At 60.3% G+C, this 21247-nt stretch carries 16 protein-coding genes; 9 read left to right on the top strand and 7 right to left on the bottom strand.

The window, feature by feature from the left end:
• Position 1 precedes the first annotated feature (1 nt).
• The 8 genes from B0E33_RS16935 to iolB all read left to right on the top strand — a co-directional run bounded on the left by B0E33_RS16935 (position 2) and on the right by iolB (position 9756).
• On the top strand, positions 2 to 868 hold the full coding sequence (locus tag B0E33_RS16935; protein ID WP_077291829.1) for a MurR/RpiR family transcriptional regulator: 867 nt from the start codon (positions 2 to 4) through the stop codon (positions 866 to 868).
• 145 nt (positions 869 to 1013) lie between these two features.
• Positions 1014 to 1955: a sugar ABC transporter substrate-binding protein gene (locus B0E33_RS16930; RefSeq protein ID WP_023003006.1), complete on the top strand. Its 942-nt coding sequence runs from the start codon at positions 1014 to 1016 to the stop codon at positions 1953 to 1955.
• Between the two features lie 169 nt (positions 1956 to 2124).
• A complete protein-coding gene (locus B0E33_RS16925) occupies positions 2125 to 3252 on the top strand; it encodes an ABC transporter permease (RefSeq protein ID WP_055656387.1) in 1128 nt (375 codons plus the stop codon).
• A 1-nt stretch (position 3253) separates the two neighbouring features.
• The gene (locus tag B0E33_RS16920; protein ID WP_023003004.1) at positions 3254 to 4033 is read left to right on the top strand and encodes an ATP-binding cassette domain-containing protein; all 780 of its coding nucleotides are present in this window, start codon (positions 3254 to 3256) and stop codon (positions 4031 to 4033) included.
• 28 nt (positions 4034 to 4061) lie between these two features.
• Positions 4062 to 6020: a bifunctional 5-dehydro-2-deoxygluconokinase/5-dehydro-2-deoxyphosphogluconate aldolase gene (locus tag B0E33_RS16915; protein ID WP_077293401.1), complete on the top strand. Its 1959-nt coding sequence runs from the start codon at positions 4062 to 4064 to the stop codon at positions 6018 to 6020.
• Entirely contained in the window at positions 6017 to 7858 is a 1842-nt protein-coding gene (gene iolD, locus B0E33_RS16910) for a 3D-(3,5/4)-trihydroxycyclohexane-1,2-dione acylhydrolase (decyclizing) (protein ID WP_077291828.1), read from the top strand. The genes B0E33_RS16915 and iolD overlap by 4 nt, the downstream gene beginning before the upstream one ends.
• A gap of 201 nt (positions 7859 to 8059) precedes the next feature.
• Positions 8060 to 8956 (top strand): myo-inosose-2 dehydratase, encoded by an 897-nt coding sequence (iolE, locus tag B0E33_RS16905; protein ID WP_077293399.1) that lies wholly within the window; start codon positions 8060 to 8062, stop codon positions 8954 to 8956.
• Positions 8953 to 9756: a 5-deoxy-glucuronate isomerase gene (gene iolB, locus B0E33_RS16900; protein ID WP_077291827.1), complete on the top strand. Its 804-nt coding sequence runs from the start codon at positions 8953 to 8955 to the stop codon at positions 9754 to 9756. Before iolE ends, iolB begins: the two co-directional genes overlap by 4 nt.
• 613 nt (positions 9757 to 10369) lie before the next feature.
• Here the strand turns inward: iolB and B0E33_RS16895 are convergent.
• The 7 genes from B0E33_RS16895 to B0E33_RS16865 all read right to left on the bottom strand — a co-directional run bounded on the left by B0E33_RS16895 (position 10370) and on the right by B0E33_RS16865 (position 19212).
• Entirely contained in the window at positions 10370 to 12790 is a 2421-nt protein-coding gene (locus tag B0E33_RS16895) for a methyl-accepting chemotaxis protein (protein WP_208997648.1), read from the bottom strand.
• A gap of 247 nt (positions 12791 to 13037) precedes the next feature.
• Positions 13038 to 13946 carry a sugar kinase gene (locus B0E33_RS16890; RefSeq protein ID WP_077291825.1) on the bottom strand — a complete coding sequence of 303 codons (909 nt, stop codon included), beginning with the start codon at positions 13944 to 13946 and terminating at the stop codon, positions 13038 to 13040.
• 194 nt (positions 13947 to 14140) lie between these two features.
• A complete protein-coding gene (locus B0E33_RS16885; RefSeq protein ID WP_062487164.1) occupies positions 14141 to 14962 on the bottom strand; it encodes a carbohydrate ABC transporter permease in 822 nt (273 codons plus the stop codon).
• On the bottom strand, positions 14959 to 15849 hold the full coding sequence (locus tag B0E33_RS16880; protein WP_077291824.1) for a carbohydrate ABC transporter permease: 891 nt from the start codon (positions 15847 to 15849) through the stop codon (positions 14959 to 14961). Before B0E33_RS16880 ends, B0E33_RS16885 begins: the two co-directional genes overlap by 4 nt.
• A 120-nt stretch (positions 15850 to 15969) precedes the next feature.
• A complete protein-coding gene (locus B0E33_RS16875; RefSeq protein ID WP_023001190.1) occupies positions 15970 to 17253 on the bottom strand; it encodes an ABC transporter substrate-binding protein in 1284 nt (427 codons plus the stop codon).
• Positions 17254 to 17320: 67 nt separating this feature from the next.
• Positions 17321 to 18409 carry an ABC transporter ATP-binding protein gene (locus tag B0E33_RS16870; RefSeq protein ID WP_077291823.1) on the bottom strand — a complete coding sequence of 363 codons (1089 nt, stop codon included), beginning with the start codon at positions 18407 to 18409 and terminating at the stop codon, positions 17321 to 17323.
• Positions 18406 to 19212: a DeoR/GlpR family DNA-binding transcription regulator gene (locus B0E33_RS16865; RefSeq protein WP_023001188.1), complete on the bottom strand. Its 807-nt coding sequence runs from the start codon at positions 19210 to 19212 to the stop codon at positions 18406 to 18408. Before B0E33_RS16865 ends, B0E33_RS16870 begins: the two co-directional genes overlap by 4 nt.
• A 455-nt stretch (positions 19213 to 19667) precedes the next feature.
• Between B0E33_RS16865 and B0E33_RS16855 the strand changes: the two genes are divergently transcribed.
• A complete protein-coding gene (locus B0E33_RS16855; protein ID WP_077291821.1) occupies positions 19668 to 21170 on the top strand; it encodes an alkaline phosphatase in 1503 nt (500 codons plus the stop codon).
• Positions 21171 to 21247: the final 77 nt, after the last annotated feature.

Below are 21247 nucleotides of genomic sequence, written 5' to 3'. Positions count from 1 at the left end.
AATGAATGACGCCTCGCCCGATCCAGAAAATGAACCCAATCTCGCCACCGCCGAAATCCTTGCGCCGCCGCAGTCGATCGATGCGTTTTTTGCCCGGCTCGGCAGCACCGCCGAAAGACTGCCCAAGCGCCTGAAACAATTCGCGAACTACATCGCCGCCAATCCGGACAAGGTGGCGGTTTCCACGGTTGCCGAACTTGCCGAAGGCGCCGACGTTCAGCCGTCCGCCGTGATGCGTTTCTGCCAGGAAATGGGCTTTTCCGGTTTTTCGCAAATGCAGAAACTGTTCCGCTCGGACTATTCCCAGAAATGGCCGGACTACGCCACCCGCCTCGCCAAACTGCGCGAGCACGGCACCGAGTCCCCTTCTGCGCTCTTGGCCGAATTCGTCGAGGTTGGCCGTTCTTCGCTGGAAAACCTGCTGACAACCGTCGACCCGACCGCGCTTCAACAGGCAGTCGATGTGCTGGCCCGTGCCGAGACGATTCACATGATCGGCTTCCGCAGAGCCTTCCCGGTCACGTCGTATCTTGCCTATGCCTTCGAAAAGATGGACGTGCCGGCGGTTCTCCATTCAGGCATCGCCAACATCAACATGGAACACCTGATCCGGCCGAACGACGCGGTCATCGCGGTGACCTTCGCCCCGTACACGGAAATGACCATCGACATGGCCACCAAGGCCCGTGCCAGCGGCGCTGACATTGTCGCGATTACGGATGTCGTGACCAGCCCGCTCGCGCGCCTGAAAGCAATCCAGCTACTGGTATCGGAACTGGACGTAGGCGCGTTCCGGGCGCTGTCCGCAAGTCTCTCCCTGGCCATTGCCCTGGCCGTTTCCGTGGGGGCTCAACGGAACAGGCTGTGATCTTTCTGGAAAAAATCTGTTGCGCTTCGATAAAAATGGAATTTATATTCCAAATGCGGCAACGGCGATCCCGAGCCGCCACAGACTTCTGATGACGCGGGTGGGATTGTTCGAGGCCCGCGGTCCACGTTCTGGGAGGAACACCATGAAGAAGACACTTATTGCAATGGCGGCTGCCGCCGTTGCCTTTACCGGCCTTGCCGCTCCGGCCTCCGCTGATGGCGAACGTTTCGTTCTGGTCAGCCATGCACCGGACAGCGACAGCTGGTGGAACACGATCAAGAACGCCATCACCGTTGCCGGTGGCCAGATGGGCGTTGAAGTGGAATACCGCAACCCGCCGACAGGTGATCTTGCCGACATGGCTCGCATCATCGAACAGGCTGCTGCGTCCAACCCGAACGGCATCATCGCGACGATCGCCGACTACGACGTTCTGAGCGGCCCGCTGTCCAACGCGGTCGCCAAGGGCATTCCGGTCATCACCATCAACTCCGGCACTGAAGAGCAGTCCAAGAAAATCGGCGCTCTGATGCATGTCGGCCAGCCGGAATACGATGCCGGCAAGGGTGCAGGTGAAAAGGCCAAGGCGGCCGGCGTCACCAGCTTCCTTTGTGTGAACCACTACATCACCAACCCGGCTTCGGTTGAACGTTGCCAGGGCTATGCTGATGCACTGGGCGTCGAACTGGGCGGCCAGATGATCGACAGTGGCCAGGACCCGGCTGAAATCAAGTCCAAGGTCATGGCCTACCTGCAGGGCAACCCGGACACCAATGGCGTCCTGACCCTCGGCCCGACCTCTGCGCATCCGACGCTGGCTGCGCTGGAAGACATGGGCAAGTCCGGCACCATCCACTTCGGCACCTTTGACCTTTCCGGTGAAATCGCTGAAGCCATCAAAGGCGACGTGATCGCCTTTGCCATCGACCAGCAGCCTTACCTGCAGGGCTACCTGCCGGTCGTCATCCTGACGAACCTGGCTCGTTACGGCGTGGTTCCGGGCAACTCCATCAACTCCGGCCCGGGTTTCGTGACCAAGGGCAACATTGCCCTGGTGGAAAAATACGCCGGCGAATACCGCTAAACTGAAGGGCCGCCAGGCGCGGCCCTGTGGAGAGGCGGCCTTCCGCCTCTCCCTTGCAACTGACACGCTCGCGCACCCCGAAGGGTAAGCGCTGAATTCCAGAACACTGTTCTGCGGCCGGGCCGCATACTGGACGCGGCCGGCCACCCCGGCACGCAGGAGGAGACCTATGGCTGAGACACAATCGGCAGCCGCCCCTCGGAAAGACGAGCGCATCCGCGAAATGTCGCCCATGCGCAAGGCCCTGATCCGCCCGGAGCTGGGCGCGATCTGCGGCACTATTCTCGTATTCATGTTCTTCCTCGGCATCGCCAGCGACAGCGGCATGTTTGCCCCGGAAGGCATCATCAACTGGGGCACAGTCTCTGCCCAGTTCGCCATCATCGCCGTCGGCGCCTGCCTTTTGATGATCGCGGGAGAGTTCGACCTCTCCGTCGGCTCGATGATCGGCTTTTCCGGCGTCATCATCGCGCTCTTCACTGTTCAGTGGGGGTTCCCCGCATGGTTCGGTATCCTGGTCGCATTTGCCATGGCGCTGGCCATTGGCGGGCTCAACGGATACCTGGTCATCAAGACCGGCTTGCCCTCCTTCATCGTCACCCTCGCCTTCCTCTACATTCTGCGCGGTCTGACGATCTTCATTTCCATCGCCACCACCCGCAAGACCATCATCGGCGGCGTGCGTGAAGCGGCGGAAGGTGATCCGATCGCATGGCTTTTCGGCGGCAAGGTCTTTTCCGGCCTCTTTGTCTGGCTGGCCGATCTCGGCATTGTCGGCAAGTTCGTTGCCGGCCCGAAAGCAGGACTTCCGGTGGTCGAAGGCATTCCGATGCTGATGATCTGGGCAATCATCTTGATTGTGTTCGGCCATGTCCTGCTCACCCGCACCCGCTTCGGCAACTGGATCTTCGCCGCCGGCGGCGACGCCCAGGCTGCCCGCTACGTCGGCGTGCCCGTGAACCGGGTCAAGATCCTGATGTTCATGTTCTCCGCCTTCTGCGCCACTATTTTCGCCACCTGTCAGGTGATGGAATTCGGCTCGGCCGCAGCTGACCGCGGCCTCCTGAAGGAATTCGAAGCCATCATTTCCGTGGTGATCGGCGGCGCACTTCTCACCGGCGGCTACGGTTCGGTGGTAGGCGCGGCGCTTGGCGCACTGATCTTCGGCGTCGTTCAGCAAGGCCTCTTCTTCGCCGGGGTCGAAAGCTCGCTCTTCCGGGTTTTCCTCGGCGTAATCCTGCTGCTCGCCGTGATCCTCAACACCTACATCCGCCGCATGATCACGGGGGAACGCTAAGATGTCCGACAACCTCATCGAACTCGTCGATATCGAAAAACACTTCGGCCCGGTGATCGCCCTCAATGGAGTCTCCGTGTCCGTCAAGGCCGGTGAATGCCACTGCCTTCTGGGCGACAACGGCGCAGGCAAGTCCACCTTCATCAAGACCATGTCCGGCGTCCACAAGCCGACCAAGGGCAAGATCCTGATGGAAGGCAAGGAAGTCAGCTTCAACAGCCCGCGGGACGCCATGGAAGCCGGCATCGCGACCGTCTACCAGGACCTGGCGATGATCCCGCTGATGTCGGTGACCCGGAACTTCTGGATGGGCCGCGAACCGCAAAGGCGCTTCGGCCCGTTCAAGTTCTTCGATTTTTCCGAAGCCAACGAAGTCACCATGACCGAGATGGCCAAGATGGGCATTCACCTGCGCTCGCCGGACCAGGCGGTCGGCACATTGTCGGGCGGTGAACGCCAGACGGTCGCCATCTCGCGCGCCGTCTTCTTCGGGGCCAAGGTGTTGATCCTCGACGAACCGACATCTGCCCTGGGTGTGCGCCAGACCTCCAACGTGCTGGCGACGATCGACAAGGTCCGCCAAAAAGGCATCGGTGTTGTCTTCATCACCCACAACGTGCGCCATGCCATGGCCGTGGGCGACAGGTTCACGGTGCTCAACCGCGGCAAGACGCTTGGCACCGCAGAGCGCGGAGACATAAAAGCGGAAGAACTTCAGGACCTGATGGCCGGTGGCCAGGAACTGGCGGAACTGGAAGGCTCCCTCGGCGGCACCATCTGACGGGCTGAATCAAAAACGGAATGTGCACGTGAAGAAACTCGATGTCATCACGATAGGCCGCTCGTCGGTCGACCTCTACGGAGCCCAGGCTGGCGGCCGTCTGGAGGACATGGCGTCCTTCAACAAGTATATCGGCGGCTCGCCCACCAACATGGCCTGCGGCACGGCTCGGCTCGGCCTGAAATCCGCGCTGATCACCCGTGTCGGTGACGAACACATGGGCCGTTTCATCCGCGAGGAACTGGAACGGCACGGTGTCGACACACAAGGCGTGATCACCGACAAGGAGCGGCTCACCGCGCTCGTGCTGCTCGGCATCCGCGACCAGGAACAGTTCCCGCTGATCTTCTACCGCGAGAACTGCGCCGACATGGCACTTGGCGAAGATGATATCGATCCCGCGTTCATTGCCTCGGCCAAGGCCGTGGTCGCCACGGGCACGCACCTCAGCCATCCGCAAACGGAAGCTGCCGTTCTGAAGGCATTGAAGCTTGCCCGCGAAAACGGCAGCCGTACCGCGCTCGACATCGACTACCGCCCCAACCTCTGGGGCCTGTCGGGGCACGGCGACGGCGAGAACCGCTTCATTGCCTCCGACAAGGTGACGGCCAAGCTGCAATCGAGCCTGCATCTGTTCGACCTGATCGTGGGCACGGAAGAAGAATTCCACATTGCCGGTGGAACCACGGACACGGTCGAGGCACTGCGCAACGTGCGCAAGGTGTCGGGTGCGACGCTGGTCTGCAAGCGCGGACCGATGGGGGCAACCGCCTTCGAAGGCGCGATCCCCGACAGCCTCGACGAGGGCATTTCCGGCCCTGGCTTCCCGATTGAGGTGTTCAACGTTCTGGGGGCCGGCGACGGCTTCATGTCCGGGCTGCTGAAAGGCTGGATCACCGGAGAAGACTGGGTCACGGCCCTGACCTATGCCAACGCCTGCGGCGCGTTTGCCGTCTCCCGGCACGGCTGCACGCCGGCCTATCCGAGCTGGGGAGAGCTGCAGTTCTTCCTGAAACGGGGCGTGAAGGACAAGGCCCTGCGCAAGGACCCGGAACTGGAACAGATCCACTGGTCCACAAACCGGCACCGGCTGCACGGCGGCGACTGGTCGACCATGCGTGTCTTTGCCTTCGACCACCGTATTCAGCTCGAACAGATGGCCGATACGGCCAACGCCGGTCACGAGCGGATCGGATCGTTCAAGAAACTCTGCCTCGACGCGGCACTTTCGGTCGCAGACGGCCAGCCGGGCTATGGCATTCTGTGCGACAGCCGACACGGCCGCGAGGCGCTTTATCGGGCCGCCGGAACCGGGCTTTGGATCGGTCATCCGGTGGAGTGGCCTACCTCCCGGCCACTGACACTGGAACCGGAAATCGGTCCGGATTTCGGCGGCCTGGCCGAATGGCCGACGGAGCATGTGGTCAAGGTGCTGTGCTTCTATCATCCGCATGACACCGACGCGATGAAGGCCGAGCAGGAAGATGTCCTGAAGCGGCTGTTTGCCGCCTGCCGCCGCAACCGGCTTGAAATGCTTCTGGAGATCATCCCCTCCAAGGTTGGTCCGGTTGATGCCGACACCACGGCAGATATCATCCGCCGTTTCTACGAGATCGGCATCTATCCGGACTGGTGGAAGCTGGAACCCATGACCTCGGCAGAAGCATGGGCGAAGGCTTGCGACGCGATTTCCGAAAACGACCCTCACACCCGCGGCATCGTGGTGCTCGGTCTTGATGCCCCGGAAGAGGAACTCGCCGCGAGTTTTGCCGAAGCGGCCCGCTTCCCGCTGGTCAAGGGCTTTGCGGTCGGCCGCACGATTTTTGCCGAAGCAGCCCGCAAATGGCTGGCAGGTGAATTGACAGACGAAGCTGCCGTCGCCGACATGGTGAGCCGCTTCGCCCGCCTGTGCAGCATCTGGGACACGGCGCGCGCAGAAGCCGGAACCGAGGCACACGTCAACGAACTCCAGGGAATTTCCGCATGAGCACGATCCGTCTCACCGCCGCCCAGGCCATGGTGCGGTATATCTCCGCGCAAATGACCGAGGACGGCGAGCGTTTCATCGACGGCATCTGGGCAATCTTCGGCCACGGCAATGTTGCCGGTCTCGGCGAAGCGCTGGAGCGGGCGGGCAATGCCCTGCCGACCTGGCGCGGCCAGAACGAGCAGACCATGGCCCATACGGCCATCGCCTATGCCAAGGCCAAGAAGCGCACACGGGCAATGGCCGTCACCTCGTCCATTGGCCCCGGCGCCACCAACATGGTGACCGCCGCAGCCCTTGCCCATGTGAACCGCCTGCCGGTGTTGCTGATCCCCGGCGATGTCTTTGCCAATCGGGCACCCGACCCGGTGCTGCAGCAGGTGGAGGATTTCGACGACGGCACGGTTTCGGCCAATGACTGCTTCCGTCCGGTATCGCGCTACTTCGACCGCATCAGCCGCCCGGAACACCTGCTGACGGCCCTGCCGCGCGCCTTCCGCGTGATGACCGATCCGGTCAATTGCGGCCCTGTGACCCTGGCGTTCTGCCAGGACACGCAGGCAGAAGCCTTCGATTATCCGGCAAGCTTCTTCGAGCCGAAGGTCTGGCGCATCCGTCGCCCGGAACCCGACAGCCGGGACATCGCCGATGTTGTCGCCCTCATCAAATCCGCAAAGAACCCGGTTCTGGTTTGCGGCGGCGGGGTGATCTACTCGCAGGCAGAGGAAACCCTCGGCGCGTTTGCGACCAGGCACGGCATTCCAGTGATCGAGACCCAGGCGGGCAAGTCGGCGCTGGCGCAGTCTCATCCGATGAACTTCGGCACTGCCGGGGTCGACGGCTCGGCCTGCGCCAACGAGATCGCCGAAAGCGCAGACCTCGTCATCGGCATCGGCACCCGTTTCCAGGACTTCACCACCGGCTCCTGGGCGCTCTTCAAGGAACCGGGCCGCAAGCTCGTCTCCATCAACGTCCAGGGCTACGACGCCTTGAAGCATGGCGCCGTCGGCGTCATCGGCGATGCGAAGGTGTCTCTGGAGAAGATCTCAGCGGCCCTTGGCTCAGAGACAAAATCGGCTTTCAATCCGCAGTCCCGTCTTGACTGGCTGGCGAAGGTCGATGCCCACTGCAGTGCGCGGACCGATGTGCCGGAAGGTTACCTGCCGCTCGACGCCGAAGTCATCGGCGCGGTGCAGCGGACGTGTTCGGAAAAGACCATCGCCATGTGCGCGGCCGGCACCATGCCGGGCGCCCTGAAGCTTCTGTGGCAGGCGCCGCAGGGTGGCTATCACATGGAATACGGCTATTCCTGCATGGGCTACGAGATTGCCGGTGCCATGGGCATCAAGCTGGCGCAGCCGGAGCGGGATGTCGTCTGCTTCGTCGGTGACGGCTCCTACATGATGGCCAACTCGGAACTTGCGACCGCCGTCATGAGGCGGGTGCCGTTCACGGTGGTACTCACGGACAACCGCGGCTACGGCTGCATCAATCGGCTGCAGATGGGCACCGGCGGCAACCAGTTCAACAACCTCTATCAAAACTGCAATGTCGAGGCGCAGCCGGCGATCGACTTCGTCGCCCACGCGGCCGCCATGGGCGCCCACGCGGTAAAGGCAAAGGACATCTCCGACCTGGAAGCGCAGATCCTCGCCGCAAAGGACCGGGCCATTCCGACGGTAATCGTCATCGACACGGACCCGATGCATGGGCCAGGCGAGAACGGTGGCGGTCACTGGTGGGACGTCGCCGTGCCGGAGGTTTCTGAGCGGACCGAAGTCAACAAGGCCCGTGAGGGCTATGTCGACGCTTTGAAGCACCAGAACCTGGTCGATTGAGGGGAAAGCAGAACACCAGCCCAGCTTTTCCACCCAGTCACACCTCATCCTGAGGAGGACCGTCAGGTCCGTCTCGAAGGATGGGCGGCATATACCGAACAAGTGGCCCATCCTTCGAGACAGCGCTGAAGCGCTTCCTCAGGATGAGGTTCGAAAGTTACGATCAACTCCAACGCTCCAATGCGTTACAGGACAACAGACATGATCCTTTACGGCACCAACCCGATCGCCTGGGCCAATGATGACGACCAGACCCTTGGCGCACATATTCCGACCGAGCAGATCCTGTCGGAAGCTTCCGAAATCGGCTTTGACGGTATCGAGAACGGCCACCGCTGGCCGAACGATCAGGAAGAGCTGAAACAGCTTCTGGGCGGCCATGGGCTCAAGTTCATTTCCGGCTGGTACTCGCTCAACCTGCTGGCCCAGTCGGTCGAGGCCGAAAAGAAGGCCATTCAGCCGCATCTGGACAAGTTGAAACACAATGGCTGCAAGGTCTGCATTGCCTGCGAGACCTCCAACACCATTCAGGGCTCTCAGGTTGACATCAACACCAGCCCGGTTCTGACCGCAGAAGAGATGAAAGCCTTCGGCGCCAAGATCGAGGAACTCGCGGCCTTCTGCGCAAGCCAGGGCATCGACCTTGTCTACCACCACCACATGGGCACTGTGGTCGAGACACCGGCGGAAATCGACGCCTTCATGGATGCCACCGGCCCGGCGACCAAGTTGCTGTTTGATGCCGGTCATTGCTATTTCGGCAGCAATGGTCAGGATCCGGCGCCGGTTCTGGAAAAACACGCTGCCCGCGTGAAGCATTTCCATGCCAAGAACGTTCGGCCTGCCGTGATGAAGGATATCCGCGAAGACAAGAAGTCCTTCATGGACGGCGTCCGTGCCGGCGTCTTCACCGTGCCGGGTGACGAGGAAGGCGGCGTTGATTTCAAACCTCTTCTCCAGATCCTGAAGGATACCGGCTACGAAGGCTGGATCGTTATCGAGGCAGAGCAGGACCCGGAAGTCCGCAATCCGTTCCAGTATCAGAGCCTCGGCCTCAAGACTCTCAAGCAACTCGCAAAGGAAGTGGATTTGACATGAGCCATCTTCTCGTCAAACCGTCCGGCACCTCCGGCAAGGTGCACGACATCACGCCTGAAAGCGCCAGGTGGGGCTATGTCGGCTTCGGCCTGTATCATCTGGAAGCGGGACAGTCTGCATCGGAAGAAACCGGTGACAAGGAAGTCATCCTTGTCCTCGTGGAAGGCAAGGCGTCAATTTCCGCTGGAGATGAAAGCTTTGGTGAGCTGGGCGACAGGATGAGCGTGTTCGAGCGCAAGAAGCCGCATTGCGTCTATGTGCCCAACGGCAGCAGCTGGTCCGCAACGGCGACAACCGACTGCGTTCTGGCGGTCTGCACCGCCCCCGGCAAGGGCAACTACAAGGCCCGTGTGATCACGGACATCGGCCAGGTGGAACGCGGCAAGGGAGCGAACACCCGCTATATCCACCCGATTGCGATGGAAGAAAGCGATATCGCCGACAGCCTGCTGGTGACGGAAGTGTTCACACCCCAGGGCAACTGGTCGTCCTACCCGCCGCACCGGCACGACGAAGACAACTTTCCGGACATGACCTATCTGGAAGAGACCTACTACCACCGCCTGAACCCGAAACAGGGTTTCGGGTTCCAGCGCGTTTTCACCGAGGACAGCGAGCTGGACGAGACAATGGCTGTTGCCGATGGCGACGTGGTGCTGGTCCCCAAGGGCCATCACCCCTGCGGCGCGCCCTACGGCTACGAGATGTATTATCTGAACGTCATGGCCGGCCCGATGCGCAAGTGGCGCTTCCAGAACCATCCGGATCACGACTGGATTGCCCAACGGGACGCTGGGTAGGCTCAAGCAGCTGAGACTGAGCAAGTGGCCCATCCTTCAAGACGGGCCCTTTGGCCCTCCTCAGCATGAGGATCGTGCATGATGAGGACAGGAAAAAGGCGCCAACTGCACAGTTCCGTTCCCCCTCATCCTTCATCCCGGACGCAGCGGAGCGGAGCTCCGGGTTCGGTGAGCCAAGGGCTTTCCATCTGGTGCCAACAGAAATAGCAGCGGGCTCGGAGGCTCCCCGGTCCCGGCTCGCGCTGCGCTTGGCCGGGATGACGACGGAGAGGTCTTTCTTGAAAAGAGGCCGCCAACGGCAACGTTCCTTTCCCCCTCATCCGTCATCCCGGACGCAGCGAAGCGAAGATCCGGGATCGGGGCGCCAGGGCCTTTCCATCTGGTGCCAACAGAAATGGCAACGGGCTCGGAGGCTCCCCGGTCCCGGCTCGCGCTGCGCTTGGCCGGGATGACGACGGAGAGGTCTTTCCTGAAAAGAGGCCGCCAACGGCACCTTTCATTTTCCCCTCACCCTTCATCCCAGACGCAGCGGATCGGATCGGTGAGCCAAGGGCTTTCGTCAACAAAAAAAGGGCGCCGACAGGCGCCCTTTTCGTTTCCTGAGATTGCCATCTTATGCGGCGATGAGAATGTGGCTTTCTGCTAGCTGTTCGGCGAATTCGACGCCGCAGCCTGCTCCTGTCTGGCGCACGACCTTGCCTTGCAGCACGGTGCCATCCAGGAATTCCAGCGTCATCCGTTCGCCGATCGGCAGGTCGGTCATATCCAGGATCTGCGCACCGGTGACACTGACGTCGATCAGCTGCGCGGTGCGCTTGCGACCGTCCGCGAACGTGATGGCAACATCCTCGGAAATCGCCTTGCGCACCGAACGTCTCCGGTCCTCTACGTCCTTCGTGACGTCCGCCAGGAACTTCTCGACCTCGCGGGCAAGGCTGTCGCTTGCCTCCGAAACCAGGTCGGACGCAGTGTTGACCGATCCGGCTTCAGTCGACGTTTGTTCAACTGCACCGGAAACAGACGACATGCTGCTGGCAGCATTGCCTGTACTGTCACTGGCCGAACGGGCCGAGCGCGCGATTTCCTGGTTTGCCGCCCGCTGTTCCTCGATAGCCCCTGCCACGGAACTGGTCAGGTTCTTGATGTCGGACACCTTCTCGGCAATGTGCTCGATGGCACCCGCTGCATCGCGAACCGAGGACTGGATGCCTGAAATCCGACCGGAAATCTCGTCCGTCGCCTTGGAAGTCTGCTCTGCAAGCTGTTTGACTTCCGACGCCACGACCGCAAAACCGCGACCGGCTTCCCCCGCACGGGCTGCCTCAATGGTGGCATTGAGCGCCAGAAGATTGGTCTGCTCGGCGATATCGCGAATGAGATTGACCACGCTGCCGATATGCTCGGCGGCTTCCGACAGCGTCTGAACGTTGCGGTTGGTCTGTTCCGCCGCTTCCACGGTCTCCAGAACGATGCGGGTGGTGGCTTCGGTCTGGTTGGCGATTTCCTGAACCGTGGCCGTCATTTCTTCTGTTGCGGCGGCAACGGCGGCGACGTTTTCAGAAGCACTGATGGAGGCGTGGCCTGCCTGATCGGATTCAGACTTCGCATTTGATGCCAGGTCTTCCAGCGTTGTGGCAGCATCGCGCATCCGTTCCATCTGGTCGGACACGGTTGCCAGGCGATCAGTCATGATCGACTTGAAGTCCGTGATCACCCCTTCCAGGAAAGCCTGGCGCTGGCGTTCCCTGTCACGTTCGTTGCGGGCCTGGTCTTCAAGATGACGGCGCTGAATGGCGTTTTCCTTGAAAATCGCCACAGCCTTGAACATGTCGCCGATCTCGTCGCCCCGCTCGGAACCGTCCGTATCTACGCGTGTGTCCCCATCGGCAAGCCGGTTCATGGCGGAGACTACCATGTTGATCGGCTTTGTTACGGAGCGCGCTGCAAAGAAGCCAAGGGCAGCGGCAATCGCAAGCAAGGCGAGCCCGGCGAGGACCATCCGGTTGCGCATATCTGTCAGCGGGGTAACGGCTTCTGCATAAGGTTGCATGGCGACGATGGCGAAGTTCTTGCCCTGGTAGGTGAATTTCTCGGCTTCTACGTCCATCAGTTCGTCACCAAAGTAGGTAGACATGCCGAAGGCGCTGCCTTCCGCGAAGGCCTTGTCGATGACGGGCCCACTCAGTTCCGTAGCCAGAATATCGTTCTTGTCGGCAGTGAGCGGCGTATCGTTGCGCATCATGCGATCTTCGCCGATCAAAGCCAATTCACCGGTTTCTCCAAGCCCGAGACCACTGCTCATGAGAGAATTGATCTTGTCGATCGGCATCTGGAAGGCCAGAACACCAACCGTTTCACCGTTCGCGTGAATCGGGTGCGCCATGAAGCTGGCAGGGGCGTCGAAGCTCGGTTTATAGGCGGCAAAATCCTCAAAGGCGACTTCGTCCTCTGCGGTGATCGCCATCGCCTTGCGATAGACTTCGCCGAGGTCGGTATCCGCCCACTGGCCACCACCCTTTTCGAAATTCGTGGCGTAATCCAGTTCCTTGAAAACCGTGTAGACGAGGTTGCCCTTGGCGTCGAACAGGAACACGTCGTAATAACCCTGGTCCTGCTGCAGTTTTCGGAACCAGGGGTGATATTTGGCGTGCACCTCGTCGTAAGCCGACCCGGTCTCGGCCCGGTCGAGCTTGTGTTTCTCGCCGGTCGGATGCGGGTTGCCGGTGATATACGCAGCTTGCAGTTCTTCCTGCGGATTGCCGCCGGACATTTTCCAGAAATCCCAAACAGAGGCGAAATCCTGGACAGCGGCTGCTGTGCCAGGGTGCTCAGCCGTCAGAATGAGCTCGCGTTCGATCGCCTGCAAATAGGCGACTGTTTCCTTTTCGCCAGTCTCGGCAGCCGTCTGAAGGCGTTCCTTCGTCAGTTCTTTCACGATCACAGAAGACGTGAGGTAGCTTTCTACACCGACACCGATGCCAACCACCGCAGCGGCGCCCAAAACCAGCACCGGAATCTTTTTCGACAAACGCATGCCTGAGAACATTCGTGCCCCCCTCAGATGGCCCATTCAGCCAACGATCAAAACCGAACGTAGGGTAAGGACAAGGAGCGAACGAAAACTTAATTTCATCGCATAAAGTTATTTTCAGGCAAATATTGGCGAAAGAATTCGGAACAGCCTCCAAATCATACTGTCAATATTCGCAATATATTCTCTTTTGGGTTGAACGCCTTTTCTTGAGGAAATCAATCACCAGCCGAATCATACGCACTTACCCTTAGGCAGTTTCGAGGCAGGCAACGAGGGCACCACGATGCTGGATCACCTTGCCGGCGAGACTTGCACCCGCATCAACGCTTGCCGGGACATCTCCTACCGAAAGATACTTCGCCAGAAACGCCGCGTTGAAGCTGTCGCCGGCTGCAGTCGTATCGACAATGTTGGAAACCGGCGCAGGCTGGAAAGCCTGCCGGGAACCGGCATCCGCGCAGATCACCTCTTCCGGCCCGTTCTTGACCACGACCATGCCTGCCCCTGCTGCCAGATAGCGGTCGGCGCTGACGTCTGGCGTTGAATCACCGAAATGGGCCAGCTCGTCCTCGAAGGACGGCATCAGGAAATCACAGCAGCCGGCAGCTTCCGTAACACTTGCCCGCATGGTGTCCGCATCTTCCCAAAGACGCGGGCGCAGGTTCGGGTCGAACGCCGTTTTGGCACCGGCTTTTCGCGCGGTTCTGAGTGCGTCCAGAAATTTTGCTCGATCTTCCGGTGGAAGGATCGCAAGGGTAATCCCGCTGAAATAGATCAACCCCGCACCACTAAGCGCAGATGCAAGATGTGTCCCGTCCGCGGCAAGACACCGGGCTGCCGATTGCGAACGCCAGTATGCGAAGCTGCGTTCGCCGTCCTTCAGCTGGATCATGTAGAGGCCGACGGTCCGGTCGTCCCGCTTCTGGATGGCAGCCGTCTCCAGGTCGGATTCTTTCAGGAAAGAAAGCAGCTGCTCCGACACCTGATCGCGGCCAACTGCAGTGTAATAGCCGACGGTCCAGTCGACAGGCAGGCATTTGCGCGCATACCAGGCGGTGTTGAGCGTATCGCCGGCAAACCCCATGGCATAGGTGCCCTCACCCGTTGGTGCCATCTCAACCATACATTCGCCAATGGCAAGGAATTTGAGTGACACGGCAGAGCTCCTCGATGCTCGGGGATCAGAAAAACTAAAGGCGAAAACCCCGCAGAAAACCGGGATTTAAATCCATTAGCATAAAAGTCCCTGCCTTAAAAAGTGGCACAAAGGTCTATGCCCCTTGCCAAAGCGGTTTGGCCGTCCGGACGATGGTCATTCATCCCCGGTTTCTGCTGTTTCTCGGATTAATTTTATTTGATGCCGGCGCGCATGAAGCTTTGGACAAACTGCCTCTGGAACAGCAGAAAGGCGATCAGCAGCGGCCCGGAGGTCATCAACGTCGCGGCATTGATGACCGACCATTCCACCCCGCTGTCGATGGCCGAGAAGATGCTGAGACCGACGGTAACCGGGCGGGTGTCCACCGAGTTGGTCACGATCAGCGGCCACAGGAAATTGTTCCAGTGGTGACTGACGGAAACGAGGCCATAGGCAAGATAGGTCGGCTTTGCGAGCGGAATATAGACCCGCCACAACACGCCCAGAACCGAAGCACCCTCGATGCGCGCTGCCTCGTCCAGTTCCTTCGGGATGGTCATGAAGGTTTGCCGCAGCAGGAAGATGCCAAAGCCGGACGCGATGTAGGGCAGCGCGATGGCGGGGATGGTGTCCACCAGATTGAGCATGCGCATGGTCTGATAGTTTTCCACCATCAGGATGTCCGGCATCACCAGAAGCTGCAGCAAGACAAGCGTAAAGAGGATATTGCGCCCCGGAAACTGGAACCGGGCGAAGGCAAAGGCGGCCAGCGTGCCGAGGAAAAACTGCCCGGCAAGGATCATCGACACCAGCAGGAAGGTGTTCAGGAAGTAACGGGCGAAGGGCGCCGCATCCCAGGCCTTTACGAAATTGTCGAGTGTCAGCGGTGCAAGAAGCTCGAACCGTGCCTCATAGGCTGCCGGATGAAACGCGGTCCAGATGGCATAGGCCAGCGGCAGCACCCACAACAGTGCCAATGCCCAGGCAGCGAAGGTGTTGAGCACCCTGTCGAAGGAAAAGCCGGCGCCGGTCATTTGTAATGCACCTTGCGGTCGAAGAAGAAGAACTGGCCGATGGCAAGCAGCGACAGAAGCACCAGAAGAGCGACGGTGAGCGTTGCGCCATAGGCGGTTTCCCAGAAGCGGAAGGCGACCTCGTAGATGTAGAACAGCAGCAGTGCCGAAGCGTTGTCCGGCCCACCGTCCGTCAAAATGAAGATATGGTCCACCAGGCGGAAGGAATTGATGACCGCGTTGACGCAGACGAACAGGGTCGTCGGCATCAGGAGTGGAAAGGTGATCCGCCAGAAGATCGTCCAGCGCCCGGCGCCTTCGATCTGCGCGGCCTCCTTCAGCGTGACCGGGATTGCCTGCAGCGCCGCAAGGTAAAAGATCATGAAGAAGCCCGCTTCCTTCCAGACGGTGACCACGATGATGGCGTTGAGCGCGGTGTCCGGGTTGCCGAGATAGTTGCTGGCAGGCCAGCCAAACAGGGCACCGGTGATCTGGTCGACCAGGCCAAAGCCGGGCGTGTAGAAAAACATCCAGATGTTGGCGACGGCGATCAGAGGCAGAACGGTCGGCGTGAAATAGGCCATGCGCACGAAGCTTCTGCCAACCAGCCTGTCGTTGACCCAGAGCGCCATGACGATCGCCAGACCAACGGAGACCGGAATGGTGCCAAAGGCGAACCAGACGTTGTTCCAGAGCACTTTCCAGAACACCGGGTCATCCAGCATGCGCTCATAATTGGATAGGCCGATGAACTTGGCCGGGCGGCGTCCGCGCGGGGTGGAAAAGAAGCTGTTCAGGAACGTCGTGACCGCGGGGATGTGGGTAAAGGCAAACAGGAACACCATCGCCGGCAGCAACAGCAGCCAGCCGTGGATCCAGTCGCGTTTCAAGGCAATGCCCCGCTTCATGGTCTAGGCCCCGATAAGGAGAAAAACCCGACCTAAAGCAAATTGCGGTTAGGACGGCGAAAGGTCTGGGGAACGGGACGGAACACCGGAGTGGGACCCGGCGCTCCGCCCCGAATGGCGTTAGCGGTATTCGCTCAGGATCTCGTCGGCCTGCGCCTGAGCTTCCTTCAGAGCCGTTTCGGCATCCTTCTGGCCGGTGATGGCAGCAGCAAGCGCATCGTTGAAGATGCCGGTCACGCGCTGGTTCTGGTAGGTCGCCAGTTCAGCTTTGGCGAAGTCCAGCTGGTCGCGGGCAACCAGGACAGCCGGGAAATCAGCCGCATAGGCTTTCATCGTGTCGGTTTCCCAGGTTTCGGCGCGCGGAGCGACGTAGCCTGTTGCGATGGTCCACTTCGCAGACTGTTCCGGAGCCGTGATCCACTGCACGAACTTGACGGCAGCCTTGTTCTGTTCGTCGGAAGCCCCCTTGAACAGGTAGAAGTTGCCACCGCCGGTCGGTGCGCCGCGCTGTGCCTTTTCCGGCAGCATGGCAACGCCGAACTTGAACGGGGCATTGTCACGAACGTTGGTGAGGTTGCCGGTGGAGGTCCACATCATGGCCGTCTGGCCTTCGAAAAAGGCTTTCGGCGTTGCGCCCCACTCGATGATGCCCGGAGCCATCACTTCGTGCTTGGTGCTGAGATCGACAAGATACTGCAGCGCCTCGACTACCTTGGGATCATCGAAGTTGGTCTTGTTGCCGTCGGCATTGGCCAGGATCGCGCCGTTTTCGATGGCAAGGCCTTGGAACAGCCAGTACGGGAAACCGGAAGACGGAATACGCACGCCCCACTGGGTGACATTGCCGCTGTCGTCTTTCTTCGTCAGCTTCTTGCCGAATTCGACCATTTCGTCCCAGGTTGCCGGAGCGACCTCCGGGTCAAGCCCGGCCGCTTCGAAGGCTTCCTTGTTCCAGTAGAGCACCGGCGTGGAGCGCTGGAACGGAATGCCGTAGGTCTTGCCGCCGGTCTGGCTGTTTTCCATGAATGCCGGATAAAAACCTTCGACCCATTTCTTGTCTTCGTCGCTGGTCAGATAGTCGTCGAAGGGCTGGATCAGGTCTTCATCGATCAGGGTGAACATGTCGGCAGACAGGATCACCGAAAGCTGGGGCGGGTTGCCGCCGCGCGAAGCGGTGATCGCCTTGGCGACAGTGTCCTGGTAGGAGCCGGCATAAACGGCGTCGATTGTAACGTCCGGGTTCTGCGCAACATAGGCGTCGGTCAGTTCCTGGATGGTGTCAGCAGCCTTGCCGCCAACGGCGACCGGAAAATAGAATTGCAAATCAACAGCCTGAGCGGAGGCCCAGGTGCTGAAGGAAAGCGCCGTTGCCGCAACGGCTTTCAGGAAAGTGGACTTCAACATCAGTTTACTTCCTAAGGTTCGAAAATCCGCAGGTCTGCGGTCGGTCTACGCGGGCGTGCGCAGCAGGTCAGGAGCGCAACAAGGCTCCGAACTCGGAAATGAGATCGTCCCGGCGGCGGCCGGTATCGGCGTCGAAAACATGAAGATCGTCCGGCGAAAAGCCGAGCTGCACGGATTGGCCGGGCGTGAAGGCCCGGCTGGCCGGAAGGCGCACCTGAAAACCGGTGCCGGCAACTTCGCAATCGGCCAGCACATCCGCCCCCAGATACTCGACGGCACGAACAGACGCGTTGACCGGGCCGCCGTCTTCCAGATGCATTGCCTCCGGGCGCAGGCCGAGCTTGAAGTCCGGCGCTGTGCACAGCTTCCTGAAGGCATTGGCCGGAAAGAGGTTCATTGGCGGCGTACCGATGAAACGGGCGGCAAAGGGCGTCGCCGGTTTTTCATAAAGATCCCGCGGGCTCGCCACCTGCTCCAACCTGCCACCATTCAAAAGCACCACCTGATCGGCCATGGTGATGGCCTCGACCTGATCATGCGTGACATAGACCATCGTGAAGCCGAGCTGCTGCTGCAGCGCGCGGATCTCCACCCGCATTTCATGGCGCAGCTTGGCGTCGAGATTGGACAGCGGCTCGTCCATCAGGCAGATCGGCTTTTCGCCGATGATTGCCCGCCCAAGCGCGACACGCTGCTGCTGACCGCCCGAAAGCTGACCCGGCTTGCGTTCCAGCAACTGGCCAAGGCCCAGCAGATCGGCAACCCGTGCAAGACGCCGGTCCCGCTCGGTCCTGCCAACCCGGCGGACCTTCAGGCCGAAGATGATGTTCTCACCGACATTGAGATGCGGAAACAGCGCATAGGACTGGAACACCATGGCAAGGTCACGCTTGGCCGACGGACGGCCGGTGACATCCTCTCCGCCGATCAGGATGCGTCCGCTGCTGACATTCTCGAGGCCCGCAATCATGCGCAATGTCGTTGACTTGCCACAGCCGGACGGCCCCAGAAGTGCCGTGAAGGAGCCTGCCGGAATATCGATCGACAGGCCATCGACGGCCACCGTCTCACCCCAGGTACGCGACACCGTTGCAAGGACGATCGGCTTGCCGGCGCCAGAGGGTTTTGCACCCGGGATATGCGGATCTGATGTCACGCCTCATCCCCGTCGTCGGCCACGAACACTTCCGTTTTCGTGCCTTCCAGCGATGCCAGGAAAACATCCGGCACCGGGCAATCGGTGAAGATCGCATCGACATCGCTGAGTTGACCGCCGCGCACATGGGCGTTCCGGCCGAACTTGCTGTGATCGAGGACCAGATAGGACCGGCGGCAATTGGCGAGTATCGACTGGCGGGCCGCCACTTCGTCCTCGTGGAAATCCAGCAGCGTGCCGTCTTCATCGACACCGGCAACACCAAAAATGCCGATATCGACCTTGTAGTTGGAGAAGAACGCCTGCGCTGCGGACCCCAGCACGTCGCGGTCGCCATGACGCAACCGCCCGCCGGTGATGGTCACCTGAAACGACGGATTGACCGAAGCCGTGAAGGCCACGTTCAGATTGTTCGTGAAAACCGCCAGTTTCTCGTGCCCAACCAGGGCCTGCATCACGATCTCCGGGGTGGTGCCGATGGAAAACGCGATCGACTGGTTGTTGCCGACATGGCCGGCCACCAGTTTCGCAATCAGCTGCTTTTCCGGAAGATTGAGGATCTGCCGGGTGGAATAATGGATGTTGGACGCCGGCGCAGGAGGCTCGACGCCGCCGTGGGTCCGGCGCAGGATCCCCAGTTCGCAAAGACCGTTGACGTCCCTGCGAATTGTCTGCGTGGTCACCTCGAACCGGTCCGCCAGTTCCTCGACGGACGCAAACCCTGCCTTTTGTACCAGATCCGCGATTTCGGCCTGACGCTTTGAAATGTCTATTTGCCCAAGCATGTTCTTCTGATCCGCCATCGTCCCCTCTCCTCCTGCAAATGCAGAAGGCCAGTTGCTCCAAAGGCATCATGTTGACTCGAAAAAGCCTGACTTCGAAGCCCGTTAAAACATTTTCATATGAACCTTATTCGACGCTCATATGAAAATGATGTGACAATAGGGGATAGCGGGCAGCCCAGGAACACAGGACGCGACAGCGTCCTCAGATTTCAGGACTCCATTTTTCTATCTGTAATTGCCCGGGCTTTTCACGAGGCCGCCAGGCCGATGACCCGGCCGGGGCCAACCCTGCGGTTCGATGACAAGACGCTACCGAAGAACAGACATGACGGCGCAGAAGTAGAAGAGTTGAAGTCAATCGTGGAAGTTATGTAATAAAATAACAAATCTGTTTCGTCATCCAACTGTCAATCAGATGTCATGCAGCGTTTTTAAGTAGCTCCCGGGATGCACCCTCACCTCCGGGAGATATCATGAAAACGATCGTTTGCACTTCGCTGGCGCTGGCCCTGACCGGCTCTGTCGCCTTTGCTCAGGACGCCCTGCCGCAAGCCTCCAGCCAGTGGTACAAGGATGGCGAAGCCGCCATTCAGGCCATTTTGGACCGTCAGCCGAACACCAACCGCGCCAAGAACGTGATCCTGCTGATCGCAGACGGCAACGGTGTCGGCACCAACTACGCCACTCGCCTTTTCGACGGTCAGCAGAAAGGCATGCTGGGCGAGGAAAACGTTCTCCCGTACGAAACTCCGGAGTTCTACAGCGCCCTGGTCAAGACCTACAACATCAACGCCCAGACGCCGGACTCCGCTCCGACCGCCGGTTCGATGAACACAGGCGTGAAGCAGCGCTTCAACCTGATCAACCTCGGCGAAGAAGCCATCCATGACGATTGCTCCACCGTCGAAGGCAACCAGCTTGCCCTGTTCTCCGAAATGATGACCGAAGCCGGCAAGTCTGTCGGCGTGGTTTCCACCGCCCGCCTGACCCACGCAACTCCGGCTGCCGTCTACGCCAAGACCGCGAACCGCAACTGGGAAGACGCCGTGCCGGAAGGCTGCACCGCGCAGAAGGACATCGCGACCCAGCTGATCGACGCCATGGAAGCCGGCACCGTTGATTTGGCAATGGGCGGCGGTGGCCGTTACTTCCTGCCGAAGGACAAGGAAATGGGTGGGCTGAAGGGCCGCCGCGAAGACAATGTCGACCTGGTTGAGCGTGCAACCGGACTGGGTGCACAGTTCGCATCCGACACCGCCGGTTTCCAGTCGCTGAAGCTTGACGGCTCCAGCCCAGTCCTGGCCCTGTTCAACAACAGCCACATGGAATATGAGGCCGACCGCGCCGACAATGACGAGCCGTCCCTGGCCGACATGACCAAGGCAGCCATCGAATATCTGTCCAAGAACGAAGGCGGCTACTACCTGGAAATTGAAGCCGGCCGCGTCGACCACGCCAACCATGACGGCAATGCGGCCCGCGCCATGCGCGACGGTGTCGCCTTTGCAGAAGCCGTTGCCATTGCTGACGAGCTGACCAACGATGAAGACACGCTCATCATCGTCACCGCCGACCACGAACATGCCATCGCCTTCAACGGCTATTGCGGCCGCGGCTCGGCCATCCTCGGCCTTTGCTATGACGTTGCTCAGGTGGGCATCAAGCATTCCGACAAGGTTCTGACCGCGGATGACGGCAAGCCGTACACCGTGATCGGCTATCTGAACGGCACCGGTTCGGTTCTGAAGAAGGGCGAAGGCGAAAACGACTACACCGGCTCGCGCCCGGACCTGGACCAGGAAACCGCCACCGATCTGGACTACGTCCAGCAGGCGCTGATCCCCAAGTCCTCCGAAACCCATTCGGGTGAAGATGTTGCGGTCTACGCAAAGGGCCCGTGGGCACATTTGGTCGATGGCACCATCGAGCAGAACGTGATCTTCCACGTCATGAACCACGCTGTGAACGCCCAATAAGCTTTCAGCCAGCGTCCAACACGCGCTCAGCGGGATCCCTAGTCGAATACCGGCCAGGGATCCTGAAGGCCTGCCGC

The sequence above is a fragment of the Roseibium algicola genome (assembly GCF_001999245.1).
GTDB classification, from domain to species: Bacteria; Pseudomonadota; Alphaproteobacteria; order Rhizobiales; family Stappiaceae; genus Roseibium; species Roseibium algicola.
This window is presented reverse-complemented; position numbering and strand designations above follow the sequence as displayed.